21 protein-coding genes are annotated in these 17,459 nt (G+C 61.2%); 13 read left to right on the plus strand and 8 right to left on the minus strand.

Annotated features, from left to right (window positions below; all coding sequences use genetic code 11):
* The first annotated feature begins 5 nt into the window (after positions 1–5).
* Positions 6–902 carry a DUF1259 domain-containing protein gene (locus JQ580_RS03715; RefSeq protein WP_212278360.1) on the plus strand — a complete coding sequence of 299 codons (897 nt, stop codon included), beginning with the start codon at positions 6–8 and terminating at the stop codon, positions 900–902.
* A gap of 369 nt (positions 903–1,271) precedes the next feature.
* Here JQ580_RS03715 and JQ580_RS03720 read toward each other — a convergent pair whose 3' ends face one another.
* The 3 genes from JQ580_RS03720 to JQ580_RS03730 all read right to left on the minus strand — a co-directional run bounded on the left by JQ580_RS03720 (position 1,272) and on the right by JQ580_RS03730 (position 4,952).
* Complete coding sequence (locus tag JQ580_RS03720) at positions 1,272–3,434, minus strand: exonuclease domain-containing protein (RefSeq protein WP_212278361.1); 2,163 nt, start codon at positions 3,432–3,434, stop codon at positions 1,272–1,274.
* A 302-nt stretch (positions 3,435–3,736) separates the two neighbouring features.
* A complete protein-coding gene (locus JQ580_RS03725; RefSeq protein WP_249133914.1) occupies positions 3,737–4,612 on the minus strand; it encodes a formate/nitrite transporter family protein in 876 nt (291 codons plus the stop codon).
* A 100-nt stretch (positions 4,613–4,712) separates the two neighbouring features.
* The gene (locus JQ580_RS03730) at positions 4,713–4,952 is read right to left on the minus strand and encodes a hypothetical protein (RefSeq protein WP_249133915.1); all 240 of its coding nucleotides are present in this window, start codon (positions 4,950–4,952) and stop codon (positions 4,713–4,715) included.
* Between the two features lie 373 nt (positions 4,953–5,325).
* Between JQ580_RS03730 and JQ580_RS03735 the strand changes: the two genes are divergently transcribed.
* The 4 genes from JQ580_RS03735 to JQ580_RS03750 all read left to right on the plus strand — a co-directional run bounded on the left by JQ580_RS03735 (position 5,326) and on the right by JQ580_RS03750 (position 7,200).
* Positions 5,326–6,147: a DUF72 domain-containing protein gene (locus JQ580_RS03735; RefSeq protein ID WP_212278362.1), complete on the plus strand. Its 822-nt coding sequence runs from the start codon at positions 5,326–5,328 to the stop codon at positions 6,145–6,147.
* 58 nt (positions 6,148–6,205) lie between these two features.
* Positions 6,206–6,391, plus strand: coding sequence for a hypothetical protein (locus JQ580_RS03740; RefSeq protein WP_212278363.1), 186 nt, complete (start codon positions 6,206–6,208; stop codon positions 6,389–6,391).
* Positions 6,392–6,555: 164 nt separating this feature from the next.
* Positions 6,556–6,903 carry a hypothetical protein gene (locus JQ580_RS03745; protein ID WP_212278364.1) on the plus strand — a complete coding sequence of 116 codons (348 nt, stop codon included), beginning with the start codon at positions 6,556–6,558 and terminating at the stop codon, positions 6,901–6,903.
* A gap of 123 nt (positions 6,904–7,026) precedes the next feature.
* The gene (locus tag JQ580_RS03750) at positions 7,027–7,200 is read left to right on the plus strand and encodes a hypothetical protein (RefSeq protein ID WP_212278365.1); all 174 of its coding nucleotides are present in this window, start codon (positions 7,027–7,029) and stop codon (positions 7,198–7,200) included.
* A 420-nt stretch (positions 7,201–7,620) separates the two neighbouring features.
* On the opposite strand, the gene JQ580_RS03755 is transcribed toward JQ580_RS03750, so the two are convergent.
* Positions 7,621–7,791, minus strand: a complete 171-nt coding sequence (locus tag JQ580_RS03755; RefSeq protein WP_212278366.1) for a hypothetical protein — start codon at positions 7,789–7,791, stop codon at positions 7,621–7,623.
* 104 nt (positions 7,792–7,895) lie between these two features.
* On the opposite strand from JQ580_RS03755, the gene JQ580_RS03760 reads away from it, so the two are divergent.
* Both JQ580_RS03760 and JQ580_RS03765 read left to right on the plus strand, forming a co-directional pair.
* Entirely contained in the window at positions 7,896–8,039 is a 144-nt protein-coding gene (locus tag JQ580_RS03760; RefSeq protein ID WP_212278367.1) for a hypothetical protein, read from the plus strand.
* Between the two features lie 103 nt (positions 8,040–8,142).
* Positions 8,143–8,805 carry an HAD family hydrolase gene (locus JQ580_RS03765; protein ID WP_409363191.1) on the plus strand — a complete coding sequence of 221 codons (663 nt, stop codon included), beginning with the start codon at positions 8,143–8,145 and terminating at the stop codon, positions 8,803–8,805.
* Positions 8,806–8,808: 3 nt separating this feature from the next.
* On the opposite strand, the gene JQ580_RS03770 is transcribed toward JQ580_RS03765, so the two are convergent.
* Positions 8,809–9,873 (minus strand): SDR family oxidoreductase, encoded by a 1,065-nt coding sequence (locus JQ580_RS03770; protein WP_212278368.1) that lies wholly within the window; start codon positions 9,871–9,873, stop codon positions 8,809–8,811.
* Between the two features lie 158 nt (positions 9,874–10,031).
* Positions 10,032–10,286, minus strand: coding sequence for a DUF2171 domain-containing protein (locus JQ580_RS03775; protein WP_212278369.1), 255 nt, complete (start codon positions 10,284–10,286; stop codon positions 10,032–10,034).
* 201 nt (positions 10,287–10,487) lie between these two features.
* On the opposite strand from JQ580_RS03775, the gene JQ580_RS03780 reads away from it, so the two are divergent.
* On the plus strand, positions 10,488–10,886 hold the full coding sequence (locus JQ580_RS03780) for a host attachment family protein (RefSeq protein WP_212279190.1): 399 nt from the start codon (positions 10,488–10,490) through the stop codon (positions 10,884–10,886).
* 17 nt (positions 10,887–10,903) lie between these two features.
* Positions 10,904–12,121: a cytochrome P450 gene (locus tag JQ580_RS03785; protein WP_212278370.1), complete on the plus strand. Its 1,218-nt coding sequence runs from the start codon at positions 10,904–10,906 to the stop codon at positions 12,119–12,121.
* 336 nt (positions 12,122–12,457) lie between these two features.
* On the opposite strand, the gene JQ580_RS03790 is transcribed toward JQ580_RS03785, so the two are convergent.
* Entirely contained in the window at positions 12,458–12,865 is a 408-nt protein-coding gene (locus JQ580_RS03790; RefSeq protein ID WP_212278371.1) for an SET domain-containing protein-lysine N-methyltransferase, read from the minus strand.
* Between the two features lie 107 nt (positions 12,866–12,972).
* Between JQ580_RS03790 and JQ580_RS03795 the strand changes: the two genes are divergently transcribed.
* Genes JQ580_RS03795 through JQ580_RS03805 form a run of 3 tightly spaced genes read left to right on the plus strand, consistent with a single transcriptional unit; the run spans position 12,973 to position 16,107 of the window.
* Positions 12,973–13,935 carry a methyltransferase gene (locus JQ580_RS03795; RefSeq protein WP_212278372.1) on the plus strand — a complete coding sequence of 321 codons (963 nt, stop codon included), beginning with the start codon at positions 12,973–12,975 and terminating at the stop codon, positions 13,933–13,935.
* A complete protein-coding gene (locus tag JQ580_RS03800; protein WP_212278373.1) occupies positions 13,925–14,803 on the plus strand; it encodes an iron-containing redox enzyme family protein in 879 nt (292 codons plus the stop codon). The genes JQ580_RS03795 and JQ580_RS03800 overlap by 11 nt, the downstream gene beginning before the upstream one ends.
* A 5-nt stretch (positions 14,804–14,808) precedes the next feature.
* Positions 14,809–16,107: a hypothetical protein gene (locus JQ580_RS03805; protein WP_212278374.1), complete on the plus strand. Its 1,299-nt coding sequence runs from the start codon at positions 14,809–14,811 to the stop codon at positions 16,105–16,107.
* A gap of 122 nt (positions 16,108–16,229) precedes the next feature.
* Here JQ580_RS03805 and JQ580_RS03810 read toward each other — a convergent pair whose 3' ends face one another.
* The gene (locus JQ580_RS03810; RefSeq protein WP_212278375.1) at positions 16,230–16,415 is read right to left on the minus strand and encodes a hypothetical protein; all 186 of its coding nucleotides are present in this window, start codon (positions 16,413–16,415) and stop codon (positions 16,230–16,232) included.
* 559 nt (positions 16,416–16,974) lie between these two features.
* Here JQ580_RS03810 and JQ580_RS03815 point away from each other — a divergent pair.
* Positions 16,975–17,154, plus strand: coding sequence for a hypothetical protein (locus JQ580_RS03815; RefSeq protein ID WP_212279270.1), 180 nt, complete (start codon positions 16,975–16,977; stop codon positions 17,152–17,154).
* Positions 17,155–17,459: the final 305 nt, after the last annotated feature.

A 17,459-nucleotide genomic window follows, 5' to 3' on the forward strand; every position in this document is an offset into this window, starting at 1 on the left:
TGAGGATGAAACGGACAATTCAGGCAACGGTCGCGCTCGGCGCATGCATCGTGGCTTTTGCTGCGCCGGCGCGTGCGCAGGGCGTCGACTGGCAGAAGGTCGACGAGACGCTGGGGCGGAAGGCTGCTGTCTCAGATGATGTCCACCGCTACGGCTTTCCCCGTACCGATCTGTCCGTGACGCTGGACGGAGTCGCGATCACGCCCGCGCTCGCGCTCGGCGGCTGGGTCGCCTTCAAGCCTGCGCATGGCGGCGCCATGGTCATGGGGGATCTCGTGCTGCTTGAGACCGAGATCAATCCCGTCATGGCGAAGATGATCGCGAGCGGTCTCGAAGTCACCGCCGTACACAATCATCTGCTACGCGCGAGCCCGGCCACCTTCTACATGCACGTCGCCGGTCACGGTGACCCCGTCAAGATCGCCTCGGCAGTGCACGAGGCGCTGGCCGAGAGCAAGACGCCCCTGACGGCCGCGGCGCCCGCGAGCCAGCCGCCAGCCCTCGATCTCGACACGGCGAAGCTCGACCAGATCATCGGCGTGAAGGGACAGGCTAACGGCGGAGTCTACCAATTCAACGTCAAGCGGCGAGACCCCATCACGCAGGACGGCATGCCGCTGACCCCCGTCGGCCCAATGGGTGTCGCCATCGGCATCAATTTCCAGTCGACCGGCGGCGGGAAGGCCGCCATCACGGGCGACTTCGTCCTGACCGGCGACGAGGTCAACTCCGTCATCCTGGCGCTGCGTACCCACGGCATTGAGGTGACCGCCCTGCATAGCCACATGCTCGACGAGCAGCCCAGACTGTTCTTCATGCACTTCTGGGCGAACGACGACGCTGTGAAGCTTGCAGAAGGCTTGCGCGCAGCACTCGACAAGACTGCCAGCACGAAGGGTTGAGCCATAGATTAAGCCAAGGCGTCGCGTGATGCCTTGAGCAGGCAAGGCCGCTGCCGCCGATCCGAAATCCTTCAGCGGCGTCTCCGAGATGTGCTCGTCAGCCATTTTGAGAACAACCACGGCGGCGCGGAGGACGGCTCGACGCGATCGGCGCCAATCTCGCCGAGATGGACTTCGCCAAAGCGCCGAAATTCGTCATCAACGGCCTGAAACGCGAACAGCTGTCGGGACGGTCCACTTCACTTTGAACCTCGCACATGCGGCAGGTCCGCGTCCGTCATGCTTCGGAGTAGGCGTTTCGCCGCAGTCAGCCGTGATCGAAGTCGCAGCAGTTCTGGACGGTCCGGGCGATAGCAGCCGGGAATGCGACTAAGCGGCCTGCTCCGCGTCCACCGGGGCGGCGGCATCGCGCTTCTTGTTGATGAGGTTCAACAGCCGGGCCGCCGCCCGCGCGTCGCATAGCGCCCGATGGTGTTCTTCGAGCTCGATGCCGTAGATCGCGCACAGCTTTCCGAGTCCATACGACTTGTGCCCGGGATATCGGCGACGCATTCCGACGCAAGTGCACAGCTTCGGAAAGCGAAAGCGCCGTTCAAGCCGTTCATACTCGAACGACAGGAAGCCGTAATCGAAGTTTACGCTGTGGGCGACGAAGATGCCGTCCGCCATGAACGCCATGAAACTGTCGGCGATTTCATGGAACACAGGCGCGTCCCGGACCATTTGGTTGGTGATGCCGGTGAGTTCGACGATCTTCGCGGGGATCGGCCGCTGCGGATTGACAAGGGAGTGCCACTCACCGACGACTTGATGGTTACGGACCTTGACCGCTCCGATTTCGGTGATGCGGTCCCCCGATGACCACGATCCCGTGGTTTCGATGTCGACGACCACGTAGTCCTGCTCCGGATCGAACCGGTAGTCCACGCGGCCGATCTCGGCCGGAATGCCGGCGTTCCCCAGTTGGCGAAGACGGGTCAACTGGTTGCGGCGTATGGCGTCGCCTTCCGCCTTGACCTCAAGGAATGACAACTTGCCGTCGCGCACGTGCATCAGATCGGGAAAGCCGTCGCGCATGCTGCGGAAGTCTTCGCACATCGCCCGAACAATCCCGGCCAAACCGTCCGCGCCTGCGCCTTCGAGCAAGGCACGCAGCGCGCCCATTTGCACGTGGTCCCAAGCGAAGATTCCGTTGGGCCTGCCCCATCTGGCGGCGATGGTGCGCAGGACGATCGGAAGCGCATTGCCGGACCTGATCTCCGCGAGCTTGCCGTCGATCTGCGAGGCGAACCGCCGATGGAAGGTGCGGTCGCGTAGGCAATGCGGGACCCGGTCGAAGCCGCTGTGAAGTTGACCGGATTCGAATAGCTCATCCCAGAACAGCAGCCCGAACAGCGTGTGCCAAAGCGTATTCTCCGCGAAGTACACCTGTCCGCCCTGGCGTCGCAGCACTCCGGCGACACCTGCCTCGGGATTCCCGCGATGCGTGTCATCCACAACGATCGTCCGCCCCGACCGCAGCAACTCGGTGCACAGACCCGTTCGCCGTCCATCGAACTTGCGCGCGTAGAAATCCGTCGCGAAGACATGCTCGTCGTCGCTCTCGGGATCGTCGATCATGTGCCTCAGCAGATTCTCGGCCGCTGCCTTGTCGCCCCCTCCGTACAGCAAACGGACGAGGCGTTCGCGACAATCGGCCGAGCCGCCGAACCGATAAAGCCGTTCGGCCAGGTCCTTGTCGCCCTGTTTCTCGAAGAACTGCCCTACCTGACACGCGGCACGGCCGGCAAGGTCGGCGGCGTATTCGGTCGTCCGCGGGGGTCCATCCAGGATCGCTACAGCCGCTTGTCGGTAGATGTCGGGGGAGCGGACCTCGATGCGGTCCAGCACCTGACTATAGTGAAAGCACGCATGCGCTTCGTCGGCATCGGCGAAGCGAGCACTAAACGACGTCTCTCTGTTGGTGCGCAGGACGCCGAGATCGCGCAGTGCGAAGTTCTTCAGGTCTTCGGTCGTCTTCCCGAAATAGAGGTACAGCAGGAATTCGATCGGTCGCGTATTGTCGAGCGCAATGAAGGCGCCGGCGCCGCAATGCCTTGCGGCAAGATCGAAGGGAATTGTAGCGACGAAAAAGTCGGCCAGCACCGGCTTTGACCATGAGGTACGGATGTCGCGGCCAAACCCCGCGGCACGGGCGCCGTCGAGAAGCGCGGTCTTCGGCAGGCAAAGTACGAAGGCTGAATAATCCTCGACACGCAGGCCGCGGGCATGGCCACACGCGATCAAGTGGCGAGCCGCTGTTTCGAGATCGGTGATCTCCGGGTACTTGAAGAGAGCGCGATTGAAGATCGCCCCCCGACGGTTGACCATCCGGATGAGCAGGCACTGCGCGTCCTTGGAGAGGGCGCGAAAGCGTGCGGTGAACGAACGATGCTCGTCGGTGAGGATCTCGCCATACGTCCTCTCGACGAAGTCGAGCATTTCGACGAAGTGGTCGAGATAATAGTAGACCGGCAACATAGCAGGCTTCATTTGACGCGCGCCGGGCTCCCATCGATCCTGGCCGACGAATCTGTCTCGCGACCAGGCAAATACGGTTTATCGTTCCTTTTTTGTTCTTGGGGAGCTATTTGTCAAGATGGAACGCAGGGCCGACGGATCGAGATCAAAGTGCCGGGCGAGCGCCGGTCTGGTGCCGGCTGTTCGCTGCGTACACCACGCAGCCATAGGCATCATGACGGCGTAACCGGCGAATTGCGCCGCGCAGCTTCACGGAATGGCGGATCGCTTGGCAGCGACCGGCACCGCAACCGCCGTGCGCTGCGCCGCCTGACTCAATCATTCGTCTCAATCTCATTTCTGACCTGGCCATGAGCCAGCACGGCAAAAAGCCCGGTGCCGCCGATGAGGTTGCCGACCAGCGCGGGCAAGATGAATCCGCCCACGGCGCCGGCAAATGTCGTTTGCCCCATCAGCATCAAGAGCCACGCTTCTCCCGATCCGGCGACGACATGGCTGAATTCACCGAGCGATATGACATAGGTAATCAGGATGATCACCCATATCGCGCTTTCGCGGGCGGACGGCAGGATCCACGCGACCGACGCGATGAGGAAGCCTGCCGGCATGGCGGCCAACAAGGTTGCTTCCGGCCCCTTCTTCAGGATCGCTCCGGAAACATCCACCGCAGCGGCAAGCTGCTCCGGTCCGACGATGATCTGCTTGGCCACAAGCAAGGCGACGAAGAACGTACCCGCCAGGTTCGCCGCGAAGACGATGGTCCACAGGCGAAGCAGCCGCCCCAGGTTGCGAAATGTCGGATAGGTGGCCAAAGGCAGGACCGCCGTGACCGTGCTTTCGGTAAAGAGCTGAAGCTTGCCCAGAATGACGATCACGAAGCCGACCGTGTAGCCCAAAGAGACCACAAGCTTGGTCCATTCCTCGTGGGGCAGGCGCATGCGCAGGAACGCTTCCGTCAATGGCGATGCGCTGATAGCCACGCCGGCCGCCAATCCCGAGAAGAGGAGGGACTGAAGCGGCCGTCCCAGTTCCTCATCCCCCTGCAGCCGCACGACCTCATGAACCACCTTGGCGGAGCCGGAGCTCTGATCGGTCACGGCCTGCTTGTCATCCTCGGACATGTCTGCCGAGGGTTTGGCCTCATCAAGGGGTTTTGCCTCGAGATCGTCCCGGCAAAGCTTACGATCCATCAATCCAATATCCCGTGCTCCACCCAACATCGCGCAACAGCAGCTCCAGCTTGTAAATTGCCGGTCAGGACTTCTTCACCCGGCGGGCCGAAGCGCTGGACTAGGCAGACAGCCGCACCACGTTGGCCGCTACGATCTTGCGATAATTGTCGATCACGTGCTGCGAATTACCGCCTCGCACCAGGATGTTGCGGGCTTCGGCCAAGGCGTCGACTTTCTCGTTGACCATCAGGAACATCTCTTCGGAAGACCCTTTTCCGCTCGCGATCAGCTTGAGGCGCATGTCGATGACCTGCATGGCATCGATCATTAGCGTCAGGACGGGGTACCAAAAGAACATTTGAGAGCTCCGGGCGAGACAAGGCGGTGAGACGTGCCCCCTACCAAGCAAGCGGCAATCCGGTTGTTCCAACGGCGAGTTTGCACTCAGCACCTGTGGCCGGGCAACGCGCTGCCCGCCTCACAGCCAATCATCCGTCATCAGGAACGACGGTCCGTTCCGTCCATTGTGGGATGAAGGGAAACATGGTGCCACCATCGAATGCAGACCGATTCAAGCGCAAGGCAGAAAGCTGTCGCCAGCTGGCAGCCCGCGTTTCAAGTGAAGCAGACAGCACCGCCTGGCTTCGTCTGGCCGAAGAGTGGGAGAGGCTTGCCGAACTCGCTTCGCAAGGCCTGGGCATCTTCGATCGGTACGACTAGGTAGGGGATCGATGGCTGATCACTCTGGTGCCGCGCCAGGAAGGCATCCCCGAAGTCGTGCCAAGGCGGAGTCACTACTGCGGATCGGCACAGCCGGGTGGAGCATCGACCGTCGCTATGCCGACGAGTTTCCACCACCTGGAAGCCATCTGGAGCGATATGCGCGCCGGCTGAAGGCCGTCGAGATCAATAGCTCGTTTCGTCGCAAGCACCAGCCCAGGACTTACGAGCGCTGGGCTCGCTCGGTGCCGGATGACTTTCGCTTTTCGGTGAAGTTGCCACAGGCCATCACCCATGAGCAGGCCTTGACCGGGTGCAGCGAGTTGGTGAAGGGCTTTGCGGATGAAACGGCGGAGTTGGGAACGAAACTGGCAATATGGCTCGTTCAGTTGCCGCCAAAGCTAGCTTTCGACGCCAGGACGTTCGACCACTTCTTCGATCTGGTCGACTTGTGTAGCCGCGCGATGGTGGCAATCGAGCCGCGGCATGCCAGCTGGTTCACCGGGAAGGTGGAGCGCAAGCTGATCGAGCGACGCATCGCGCGCGTGGCAGCAGATCCGGCCAAAGTGCCGGGTGCCGGAGAGCCAGGAGGCTGGGACGGTCTGGCCTATTTCCGCTGGCACGGGTCTCCCCGCATGTACTATTCCACGTATGATCAGGAAGCTCTGTCCTCCCTGGGCCGGCGACTGGACGATAGCCGCCATCGGGGAGCGGCGACCTGGTGCGTCTTTGACAACACGGCGGCGAGCGCCGCATTGGGGAATGCCCTGTCGCTTGAAGCCTCGCGGGATACCAACCGGCCAGGAAGTTCTGCGCCGGAGCAACGATCATGAAACCTCGGCCCGGCTTGGCGCTTAAAGCAGGATGCAACGGGTTCATTTGGTTCGTGTCATGACCGACGGCGGCGAGCACCAGATCTGGCTCGCTGCCACCGGGCGCGGCGAAGCCGTGGGTCGGGTGCTCGAGGCCGTCCCGGAGGGATGGAGCGCCTGCTTGGTCGAGCGTGAACTGGGGGGCTACGAAGCCGCAGCATTGAATCTGATGCCAGGAGAAGTTCGGCAGCATCAGCGTTCTTGACCGTTCCGATGGTTGCCGTGATCGGCTTGCCATCCGGCGCGTCCGTCTCTGATAGGCCGCCCTCAATCCCGACAAAGCCCGATCCGCCTCAGTGGCTTGAACAGCTTTCCGGAACGAATCACTCCTCTTCAAATTGAATCCCGGTTCTTTTGGTGGAGTTTTTTATGCATTCCAGCTGGACACCTTCGCTTGTCCCCATCGACCAGCCCACCGTCTATCTCGTGGCGGATGACTTTGGCCCGGCCGGCAAAGCCTGGCGGGAGGTCGATTTGGAGACGACCGACCTCGAGACTGTCCTCCAGGATCTCATGGCCGGTGAGTACAAGCGCCCGATCAGAGTCGTGGCCTTCAATACGGTCGAAGCGTGGTCGGCGGATGTGTCCGAGGATGTCGCACGCGAAATCCAGCATCGCTGCGATATGAAACTGATTGACGTCCCTTCGCATCTTCAGGAGTTCGTCGATCGCTACGCCGCGCAGGATCTGCGGCAATTCAGCTTGCGCCTGGTTTAACCCGCCGCACAACGTGCCGGCGAGCCGTCGGCCGGACATTTCGGGCGTCTTCTTTTGCTGCTGCGGCCCCCAGGGAACAAAGCGGCAGCTTGAAGCCTTACTGTGGAACAGGAGATAGAGATCATGGCAGTCAATAAACCGGTCGGCGATAACGCACGCAAAGGCGCGGTGAAGAAGCGCAGCCAGCTCAAGAACCCCCTCACAAAGACCTCGACCAAGCGCAACAAGAAAGATGGTCAGTTCATGGCTGTCAAGAAAAGTGCGGTAAAGTACAAGGGCGTCCGGAAAGAGGCGTGACAAAGCTCGTCATCGCAGCTGCAATCATCCTCACCCTGCTTATTGCGTTTTCGGTGTGGGTGATTGCGTTATGACTTGAGCTGTGTTGTTGAGCTGTTCGATATTCGTCCAGGTCGTCCTGGCGTCGGCACTGTATTTCGCCAGATGCGCCCAACGATCCGAACACGCCATCTGGAAAGACGGATTCCCTGGGTCGTTACTCGGCACCGAAGAGGCTTTTCATGGATAGAGTCACGCGTTGTTTGCGGTGCGGCAAGCGAACCGTCCCGGTGCCCGGACTTTACGGCAAGACTGAACTTCAGTGCATCGTCTGTGACGGGATCGATCCCCTGAAGAAGACCAAACCGATCTCCGACACAGCCCCTTGAGCGCGACCCGCGTCGCCTTGATTGTTTCCGGCTACGCGTATGGTCGTTCTTGTCAGTCCGGCGTCGCTTCGGATGCCTGCGTGCTGCTGACCGGATCGGAGGCTGGAAAACTGTCTTTCAGCCCCTTTTGCAACTCGTCGTCCTTCGCCTTGTCCCTGCGGATACCCTGCTTGGGATCGACCGCGTGCTTGTCCTCCGGGGCCGGATCGAATTTCTCGGTCATGCTTGCGTCCTTTCGTTGCACAGGTCGAACGCTGAACTTGGAGAGCCGTTCCGTACAGGAACCATCGCTCTGCTGCCGGCTTGCCCACCGAAGGAAGCCAAGCCATGAATTTCAATCGTAACCGCAGCACCTCCGAAGGCTCCGCCGAGCCCGACACCAACGTCCTTGCCCTCCTACTCGGCAGCCTCGCCGTGGCCGCGGTGACCGTCGTTGCCATCTGGACAATCTATTTTCAGGTCGGAAGCTAAGCTCGGCGCAATTCCCTTGCGCTTGCCTGAGCGGTTGGGAGTCTGAAAGCATCCGGTGACACCGGACGGCCGCTACGGCGGTCCAGCCGCGGAGGATCCTGATTTGCCGAGAGCCGCAATCTTCGACATGGACGGGACCTTGCTGGATTCGGTCGATCTTCACGCTCTCGCCTGGCACGAGGCGATGCAGCAATTTGGCCATGACGTGAGCTTCGAACAGGTGCGAAGCCAGATCGGCAAGGGCGGCGACAAGCTCATTCCCGTGTTCCTGTCGGCCGACGAGCAGCGCGACCACGGCAAGGCGATGGAGGAGTGGCGCGGCATCCGGTTCAAGACGGAGTACCTGCCGCTGGTGCGTCCGTTCTCCGCAGTGCCCGATCTGCTTGGGCGCGTACGGGCCGCCGGCACCAAGGTTGCCATCGCGTCTTCGGCCAACAAGGATGAACTCGACAAGTATCTCGACATCGCGGGCATTGTCGACCTCGTCGATGTGACCGCGTCCTCCGAGGATGCCGAACAATCCAAGCCGGCGCCTGACATCTTCGAAGTCGTGCTCGAAAAGCTCGGCATCGCCGGGGCCGAAGCCGTCGCGATCGGGGATACGCCCTACGATGCGTCAGCAGCGGGAAAGGCCGGCATCATGACCATCGGCGTCCTCTCGGGCGGCTTCACGGAGGTTTCGCTGCGGGCCGCGGGCTGTGTCGAGGTGTATCCTGGACCGGCTGCGTTGTTTGCCCGATTTGAAGCGTGCCTGCTCGCGACGTAGCGGTCACGGAATGATGCGCGCTTCGCGCAGCCGCGCAAACAGTTGGAAGAAGCTGTCGTCGGTCGCCTGGTAGTCCAGGAAGCCAAGCTGCCGGCTCTTGCTCATGTCGGTCACCACTTCGATCGGACGCCCGAGATCGGCATCGGTGTGCCAGGCAGAGGCAAGCCTGCCGAGATCAGGCTCTGCCAGACGATACTTACGGGCGATGTCGCCCCAGACCGGACCGGCATCGGCCAATTGGCGCGCCAGCGGAATTCCTTCACCGGCATACGGCGCCGGCGGGATCCCGAACCAATCGGCCAGCCGGGTCCACATCCAGCTCCAGCGGAAGACATCGCCGTTGACGATATTGAAGGCGTGGTTGCGCGCGGCCTTCGTCGTTGCGGCCCATTCGAGATGACGCGCCAGCAGTGTCGCATCGGTCATGTCCGTGAGACCGTTCCACTGCACAGCCGACCCGGGAAAGGAAAACGGCCGCCCCGTTTCCCGGCAGATCGTCGCGTAGACCGCAAGCGTAACGCCCATGTTCATGGCGTTTCCGACGGCATAACCGATGATGGTGTGTGGCCGGTGCACGCTCCAGCCGAAGCCGTCGCGCTTCGATGCGGCGAACACCGCGTCTTCCTGTGCGTAGTAGAAATTCTCGATATCGAGCCTCGGCTGATTCTCGCGGAACGGCGTCGCCGGCAGTTTGCCCTTGCCATAGGCTTCAAACGGACCAAGGTAATGCTTCAGGCCGGTGACGAGCGCGACGTGCCTGACTGAACCAGCCGCCGCGACCGCATCCAGAACATTGCGCACCATAGCGGAATTGACGCGGATGTTCTCCGCCTCGGTTTGCTGCCGAAGCCAGGTGCTGAGAAAGACAGCAGTGGGTCTTAATCCTTGCAGGGCCGAACCAAGCCCAGCCGGATCGAGGAGGTCGGCGGCAACCGGGGTGAGGCCGTCGATGTCGGCCGGCGGCCGCCGGGCGAGCCCGTGGACCTGCCATCCCCGCTCGAGGAGGTGCCGGGCGAGATTATTGCCGACGATGCCGCTGGCGCCGACCACAAGCGCGGAGCCTGCCATATTCCCTCATTTCCCATTCTGTGATCCATATCAGATAGGGACGAAGCGACGATCGGCGAGATCTTTCTCGCCGGAGCCGATCACTGTTGCGACATCGCAAGCGCATCCAAGTGGATAAGACATTGAAGGCGTGGTCAGTGGCAGGCGAGTGGCCCAGCTTACTTGGATTGTACCGCTGATCTCGCCTCATGCTCCCAATGTGCCGTGACGTCGGCACCCGTCCTGTTCAGGTGCACGTGCTGATCGACTCGACCGATCCAGGTCGTCGGGATGAAATGATGATGTTCGCCATCAGGCGAGCTTTGCCTGGTCAGCTTGATCTTCGCCCCGTCGAGATGGTCGACTTTTCCCACCGACTTATGATCGGAGGAAATGACGTCCATATGTTCTCTCACCTTCGAGACCTCTGACATTGCAAGCTCCATATTCGCTTCGACCAAAAACGCAGGGCAAGCTCCAGGGTTGCAAAGCCGTGGTGGCCGTTCCGAGAGTTCCGTCGCCACGCTTGAGTTCTGCCAAGGGGCCAAACGGAACTTCGGCAACACCGATGGATTGCCGTGGGTCGTCCGACGTCGAAGACGCCGGCGAACCCTCTCGACATGCAGGAGCTGTCAATGATCCTCCCAACGGATACCATCGTGGCCGTCGCCGACGGAGAAAAGCTGAACCTCTTCCGCAACACCGGCACCGAGACGCAGCTCACCCTGATTGCCGCTCCACGAGAGGATGTCGAGGCTGCCAGTGGCAGCGGCGGGCACAACAACAGTTCAGCGAACCCCGATCAGAGCCAGGCGGAGGAGGATGGTTTCGCCTCGGGCATCGTCGGCATGCTGAACTCCCAGGTGCTCACCAACAAATTCAGCGACATCGTCATCATCGCCGCGCCCAAGACGCTCGGTGAGATGCGCAAGCACTACCACAAGAAGCTGCAGGAGGCTCTTGTCGGCGAAATTGCCAAGGACCTGACAGGTCATTCGATCGCAGACATCGAAAAGACGATTGTCGCGGCTTAGCAGGGTCACGGAAGCCAATGGCGGTTGATGAGGTGGGAGCCGCGCCCAAATTGCCTGATCAGGACGACGAGAGGAAATCGGAGGCGGCTGCCGGGATCGGCCTCCCCGATCGTCTCGCGGAGGAGCCGGTCCGCATCGTCAATTTCGACCTCGCCCGGCAATTGTTGCGCAGCGGCGGCGTGCGGCAGGCTGGCTTCAGGGCGGAGCTGCTGGAAAAGTTTGCGGGGCGCACGCACGCTCCGGTCTTGTTCCAGGACGGTGAGGCGCATCAGAAACAGCGCAGCGCCACCGCCCGGTTCTTTGCGCCCAAAGTCGTCGCGACCCGGTATCGCCAATTGATGGAGAGCCTGAGCGATCGGCTGGTGGAGCGCTTTCGATCGGCCGGTCACGCCGAACTGGATGTCATGAGCCTGGAATTGGCTGTGGCCGTGGCCGCCGAGATCGTCGGGCTCACGCGAAGCGATCAGCGGGGCATGTCGCGCCGGTTAAACCGCTTTTTCGCCGCAAGCGGATCGCAGCCGGGCTGGCTCTCGGCATTCACGGGATTTGCGCTTGGCCAATATCGTATGCTCGCCTTCTACCTGCACGACGTGCGGCCGGCGATCCGCGTCCGCCGCGCTGCGCCGAGAGAGGACGTGATCTCCCACCTGATCGAGCAGGGGTACTCGAATCGCGAAATCCTGACCGAGTGCATGACCTATGCCGCAGCCGGCATGGCGACGACCCGCGAGTTCATCGTCATGGCGGCTTGGCACCTGCTCGAGCGCGAGGATCTGCGAGCCAGGTTTCTCGACGGCAATGAGCAGATCCAGGTGGCGATCCTGGAGGAGATTCTCAGGCTGGAGCCGGTGGTCGGCGCGCTCTATCGCCGCACGGAGCGCGAATTGAAGTTGGATGACGATGGCGCAATCACGACCCTCGCGGCCGGCACTCTGGTGAAGATCGACGTTCGCGCCATGAACTCCGATCCCGTCGCATCCGGGGGCTGTCCGTTCAAGCTCGATGCCAATCGCGAGGTAAGGGCAAGCAAGGCCTCCGCCAGCCTCATGAGCTTCGGAGACGGCCCTCACAAATGTCCCGGCGCGTCGGTGGCGCTGCAGGAGACCGCGATCTTTCTGGATCGCTTGCTTCGTGTTCCGAATATTCGCTTGACGCGCCCGCCGACGATTGGCTGGAACGCCCTGATCTCAAGTTATGAGCTGCGAGATGCGCAAATTGCAAGCCAGGCCGGTTGATTGACAGGCCGGCTGTAGCGGGACTTCGTCAGCACTTGGGCCGCATGTCTCCGGTGTTTGCCAACGCCGCGTCCACGGCTGCGACCGCGTCTTCCGGCTACGCTCATCCGCTTGAACGGACCACCCGGACGACCTCAATCAGCTCAGGCCGGTGGATGAGGATCCCGACGACGGCGAAGAGCAGAAGCACAGCCGAAGCCATGATCGCGATCCAATATCGATCCATGAGAACAATCCGACCTCCACAGCTGCGTTCCTAACCCAGTCTGGCGAGACGGTCGGCCCCCGGTCCCACCACCTGAGCATTCCGAGGTCGTCGGCACAGTCCTGGCAGCGTCAGATCGCGACCGGATCAAACCAGAGCGTCATCTGATAATCGATGGTGAGTTCCTCGCCGGCCATGATCGCCCGCTTTGCAATGACATCGATGAGCAGTCCGTCGATATGGCGCACAAAGTTGCAATTCGGGGCATAGGAATGGCTGAGGAGGCTGGTATATCCCAGCGCGATCGCTGATCGACCCCGGTGATGATACAGATCCTGCTCTGTGGTGTTGTGCTCCCACATGAAGACATAGGTGAATATCACCGTTTGATCGACCGCGGCGCGATCACCGGCCGGGATGATAAGAACCGGCGATCTCTCGACCAGTTGTCCGGCTTGCATGTCTTCGAGGGCGACGACGCCGCGCCCCCGTTTTCCGAAGTCAGCGATAGCCAGCGCGCCGCGCGTCGCGACGGGCATTGATCTCGATATTTCAGCCAGTTGTTGCTCGCTCATACCATTGCGAACAGTGGCCCGTTTGCTTTGTTCCTAATAGGAACGCCATCTGGCCGCGATGGTTGAGCCGTATGCAACTTACCTCCCATACGATGATGGACGCCGGACTTGACTCGCTCGTCCTGTTTCTGCGCGAAGCAAGCTATGAATTTGTCACGCCCACCCCGGCGACACATGCTCGGGTCAACAGCCGGCCGGGGCGGCGGGAGGCGACGCTTCTAACGGACGTGTTCGGTTGGAGCAGACCCTTCGGAAGAGGCCTCCTTCCATTAGCCCTGTTCGAGACTTTGCGGAACAGTGGAATCGTTCGCGAGACGGAAGGCGGCTGGAGGAGCACAGTGCGTGCGTCGACGTTGCAGGGCGAGATACTGCTGCATTCGGCGTTCCCGACGTTGTCTCCCGACGCCGTGTTCTTCGGGCCGGATACCTATCGGTTTGCGAGGGCCATCAAGAACCATCTTCGTCCGGGGACCCGCCAGCTGCGCAGGGTTGTGGATATCGGTTGCGGTGCGGGAGCTGGAGCGATCGTCGTTGCCAAGAATGCGGCCTGCGACGAAATCCTCATGGTCGACATCAATGAAGCGGCGTTGCAGCTGGCGCGGCTGAATGCGAAGGCCGCCGGCGTCGATGCAACCTCGCGGTGGAGCGATCTGCTCACGAATGTCGATGGCCAGTTCGATCTGATCGTGGCCAATCCGCCTTATCTCAATGATCCACTGCTCCGTGCGTACCGACATGGCGGAGGCGAGCTTGGCAGCGGTCTCTCACTTCAAATAGCCGAGATCGCCAAAGCCCGGCTGTCCCGGGGCGGATCGCTGTTGCTGTACACGGGTTCGCCGATTGTGGACGGCAAGGACCGTCTTCTTCAGGCCGTGGAGCGGAGCTTTGGAAACTCCGACCTGGTCTGGTCTTACGAAGAAGTGGACCCGGATGTGTTCGGGGAAGAACTCGAAACTGAAGCGTACAGCTCGGTCGATCGAATTGCGGCTGTTGTACTGACGGCGCAAAAGCCGGAGAGACCACATGTTAGATAGACTTTCGACGCCAGTCGATCAGGACAGAAACTCGCAATTTCAGCTCAATCGCCTGAATGCCCTGCGCTTCAACCCGGCCTTGCCTTCATCGACCTGGGAGGATGATGTGTCCGAGGCTGCTGCGCTCTCGATTGTGGAGGGCGGCATCATCGAGCGGGCCCGAAAAGCGGTTGCAGCCCGAGCGGCGTCCGCTCCCGCCGATGCGGACGAATTCATCGCCTGGTTCGAGGAACTGAAAGAGAACGGCCCGGGACAGAACGACCCGTTGTTTCCCTGGCTCGCCGAGCAATGCTCCATGGAGCAGATGAAATGGTTTTTGACTCAGGAAGTTGCCGGCGAGGCCGGCTTTGAGGATTTGACCGCGCTGACGCAGTTGAAGTTGCCGGTCCAGTCCAAGCTCGAACTGGCCCGAAACTATTGGGACGAAATGGGGCGCGGGAACCCCAAGGGCATGCATGGTCCACTGTTGCACGCCCTGTCCGAACATCTCGGGCTCGATCCCCAGCCGGAAACGACCGTCACTGAGGCGCTGACATTGGCCAACACGATGGCTGCGCTCGCAGCCAACCGTCGGTATGCGTATCATTCGGTCGGCGCACTCGGCGTGATCGAAATGACGGCGCCTGCGCGCTCGGCTGCGACGTCCGCCGGCCTGAAACGCCTCGGCGTGAGAGCTGGAGATCGGCACTATTTCGCGCTTCATGCCGTGCTTGATGTCAAGCATTCCTCGGCCTGGAATGCGGAGGCCATCAAACCTTTGGTCCGGCAAAATCCTGCGGTCGCGAATGCCATTGCCGAAGGTGCGTTGATGCGGCTGGAGTGCGGAGCGCGTTGCTTCGAGCGTTACCGATCCGAATTCCGGATCTGAGCGCAATGCGCTTTCTCGGTATCGGTGACAGCTGCGATCTCGGCGCTTTGTATATGAGGCTCGTCGCTGATGGTCACGAGGTCAGGACCTACGTCGGTGAGCCGCTGGCGCACGGCACAATGGCGGGTCTGGTCGAGCGCGTGACTGACTGGGAGGCCGAACTCGACTGGATTGGAGCGGCCGGAGAGGATGGCATCATCCTGTTCGAGAACGTGGCCAAATCGCGCGGGCAACTTCAAGATCGGCTGCGCCAGGATGGATTCAACGTTATCGGCGGCAGTGCATACGGTGATCGGCTGGAGAACGATCGGGCATTTGGCCAACGGATTCTCGCCGGCATCGGGCTCCAGACTGCCCGGGTTGAAGAGTTCACCAGCTTGGTCGACGCCGAGCACTTCCTTGCGCAATATCCCGGCCGCTACGTCCTGAAGTTCAACGGAGCGAATTTTGGCCCAAGAGACAATTATGTCGGGAGGCTGTCCAGCGGGCTGGACGCGCTGGCTGTGCTGCAGAGCAAGGCACCTCAGCTCGGAGATGGTGGCAGTTTCATATTGATGGAGCATGTCGAGGGCGTGGAGATGGGAGTTGGCGCCTATTTCGATGGCCAGTCGTTCGTGGGAAGGCCTTGCCTGGACTGGGAGCACAAGAGATTCTTCCCCGGAAATCTCGGCGAACTCACCGGCGAAATGGGAACGATTGCGACGTTCGATCGCTCGGAGGTGTTTTTTGAGCGGACCCTGAAGCCTATGGCTCCGCTGCTGTCTGCGGGCGGCTACTGCGGTTACGTCAATCTCAACACCATCGTGAACAGGTCCGGCATCTGGCCCCTCGAGTTCACGTGCCGGTTTGGCTATCCGGGTTTTGCAGTCCTTGGGCCATTGCAGGAAACTCACTGGGCTGATCTGTTCGCAGCCATGACCGGACGACCGGGCCGAGTGCAGATGCGCCCTGGATTTTGTGCTGCTGTTGTCCTGACCACGCCTCCTTTCCCCTATGATCGCAAGGCAGTGGATGAACCCGTTGGGCTACCCGTGATCTTCGATGGGGGACTAACGCCGGATGAGTTGGAGGGCCTCTACTATGGCGAGGTCGGCGTGTCGAATGGCCGCCTCGTCACATCGGGCCAGTACGGCTGGACCATGGTGGCAACCGGAACGGGGACGACGATCGGAGCAGCGCGCGAGGGTGCCGTTGCACTGGCCGACAAGGTGGTGGTGCCAAACCTCCGGTATCGACGTGATATCGGTTGCAGCCTGATCGATCGGGATTTCGCGCAGGTGGATGACCTGGGCCTGCTGGGATAATATTGCCTTCACCGCAACGGAAGGCCTTGCGTGCCTCACGCTCAGCCTTGCTGGTCCGCCGGCGGTTGGTAGTAACCAGCCGGCTTTGTCACCCTCGATCCAAACGATCTTTGCGAGTCGGATCAGTTCTTGTTCGTCGGCCGGGCATCTCGCGCCAGGCGCTCCGCCCTGAGACGCTTATGATTTTCCTGGAACTCCGGATCGGCGTGGCTGTCCGCTATCGTTTGCCGCGCCCCGATAGGATTTTGCGCCTTCCTGTCCGCCTCATCCGCGACCTGTTGCTCGGCGGAGCGCTTTCGTTTGGCCATTGCTCGATCCTTGCATCCGTGATGCGTCCGCAACTGTTCAAGTGATTCCCTGGAACAATAGACGCTTGTCGCGCAGGCGGCGACCTCAAAAGCGCAAAGCGTCCTATCCCCGCACCGGCGATCTCCCACACATACGCCTCTGGTGGGAAGATCGCAGAGGGCGATGGACCGGCCCAAGCCCGGGAACAAGGGGCTGGACGCGGTCGGATCGCGCCGCGCTGTGTCCTGCTTTTCTGAGTTTCAGCGGGAAGCAATGGTTACATTGCGTCACAGCATGCTCTACGCTAGGGCGATCGTAGACGACTTCAGAGGTGAACACATGTCATGCGCCTATAAGCTGAATGAAGACGTTCGCCATCAGCCCCAAGGTCCACAAGGACGTGCAGCAAGCGATCCAGCAATGATTTACACCGTCGTTCAATGCATGCCCATCGAGGCAGATGGACGACTTCGATATCGGATCAAGAGCAAGGCGGGGAATGTCGAACGGGTCGTAACGGAAGATCAGCTGTCTTACTTTCAGTGATCGGGCGCGCCTGTTGGCAGGAGGAGTTTCGTCGTGCTGAATGATCGCGAAAAGATCCTGATTGCGCTCCGGGAGAAGCCGCTCAAAGTTTACGAGGTCATGAAGCGCGCCAATGTCGCGAACGAGGAAGCCTGCCAGTCCCTCTTGTTGAAGATGCGAGACGAAGGCTCGGTGAAGTTCGATATTCACAAGGGACGCTGGCACATCGGATAGGCCGCGCCTGTGTCGGCCTCTGTCAATCCGCAAGCGCGAAAATATTCCACTTTACCGAAATTCGGTTTCGGCGTATGTGTCGCCCATCCCGGCTCACCCAGGAGGGGCGACGTGAAGTCGTCACGATCGCGAGCCGGGCTTGCGGTGGACGCGGCAGCGTCGGCACGAAAGGCGCGGGCAGGGCGGGTAGTCCCTGTGAGCCCGAGGCCACGTGCGGACGACGGCGCTGTCAGGCTTCGTCTCGCTCGTAAGTTTCCGGCTCCGTCGACAGGGCCGGGAATACTGCGGCGACATGGCGGGCCGTG

It is taken from the genome of Bradyrhizobium sp. SZCCT0148, assembly GCF_018129985.1.
Taxonomy (GTDB): Bacteria; Pseudomonadota; Alphaproteobacteria; order Rhizobiales; family Xanthobacteraceae; genus Bradyrhizobium; species Bradyrhizobium japonicum_H.

Excerpts from the sequence above, each read along its gene's own strand:
- JQ580_RS03715 (WP_212278360.1), top strand. The coding sequence starts at position 6 with ATGAAACGGACAATTCAGGCAACGGTCGCGCTCGGCGCATGCATCGTG.
- JQ580_RS03720 (WP_212278361.1), bottom strand. The coding sequence starts at position 3,434 with ATGAAGCCTGCTATGTTGCCGGTCTACTATTATCTCGACCACTTCGTC.
- JQ580_RS03725 (WP_249133914.1), bottom strand. The coding sequence starts at position 4,612 with ATGGATCGTAAGCTTTGCCGGGACGATCTCGAGGCAAAACCCCTTGAT.
- JQ580_RS03730 (WP_249133915.1), bottom strand. The coding sequence starts at position 4,952 with ATGTTCTTTTGGTACCCCGTCCTGACGCTAATGATCGATGCCATGCAG.
- JQ580_RS03735 (WP_212278362.1), top strand. The coding sequence starts at position 5,326 with ATGGCTGATCACTCTGGTGCCGCGCCAGGAAGGCATCCCCGAAGTCGT.
- JQ580_RS03740 (WP_212278363.1), top strand. The coding sequence starts at position 6,206 with ATGACCGACGGCGGCGAGCACCAGATCTGGCTCGCTGCCACCGGGCGC.
- JQ580_RS03745 (WP_212278364.1), top strand. The coding sequence starts at position 6,556 with ATGCATTCCAGCTGGACACCTTCGCTTGTCCCCATCGACCAGCCCACC.
- JQ580_RS03750 (WP_212278365.1), top strand. The coding sequence starts at position 7,027 with ATGGCAGTCAATAAACCGGTCGGCGATAACGCACGCAAAGGCGCGGTG.
- JQ580_RS03755 (WP_212278366.1), bottom strand. The coding sequence starts at position 7,791 with ATGACCGAGAAATTCGATCCGGCCCCGGAGGACAAGCACGCGGTCGAT.
- JQ580_RS03760 (WP_212278367.1), top strand. The coding sequence starts at position 7,896 with ATGAATTTCAATCGTAACCGCAGCACCTCCGAAGGCTCCGCCGAGCCC.
- JQ580_RS03770 (WP_212278368.1), bottom strand. The coding sequence starts at position 9,873 with ATGGCAGGCTCCGCGCTTGTGGTCGGCGCCAGCGGCATCGTCGGCAAT.
- JQ580_RS03775 (WP_212278369.1), bottom strand. The coding sequence starts at position 10,286 with ATGTCAGAGGTCTCGAAGGTGAGAGAACATATGGACGTCATTTCCTCC.
- JQ580_RS03780 (WP_212279190.1), top strand. The coding sequence starts at position 10,488 with ATGATCCTCCCAACGGATACCATCGTGGCCGTCGCCGACGGAGAAAAG.
- JQ580_RS03785 (WP_212278370.1), top strand. The coding sequence starts at position 10,904 with ATGGCGGTTGATGAGGTGGGAGCCGCGCCCAAATTGCCTGATCAGGAC.
- JQ580_RS03790 (WP_212278371.1), bottom strand. The coding sequence starts at position 12,865 with ATGCCCGTCGCGACGCGCGGCGCGCTGGCTATCGCTGACTTCGGAAAA.
- JQ580_RS03795 (WP_212278372.1), top strand. The coding sequence starts at position 12,973 with ATGCAACTTACCTCCCATACGATGATGGACGCCGGACTTGACTCGCTC.
- JQ580_RS03800 (WP_212278373.1), top strand. The coding sequence starts at position 13,925 with ATGTTAGATAGACTTTCGACGCCAGTCGATCAGGACAGAAACTCGCAA.
- JQ580_RS03805 (WP_212278374.1), top strand. The coding sequence starts at position 14,809 with ATGCGCTTTCTCGGTATCGGTGACAGCTGCGATCTCGGCGCTTTGTAT.
- JQ580_RS03810 (WP_212278375.1), bottom strand. The coding sequence starts at position 16,415 with ATGGCCAAACGAAAGCGCTCCGCCGAGCAACAGGTCGCGGATGAGGCG.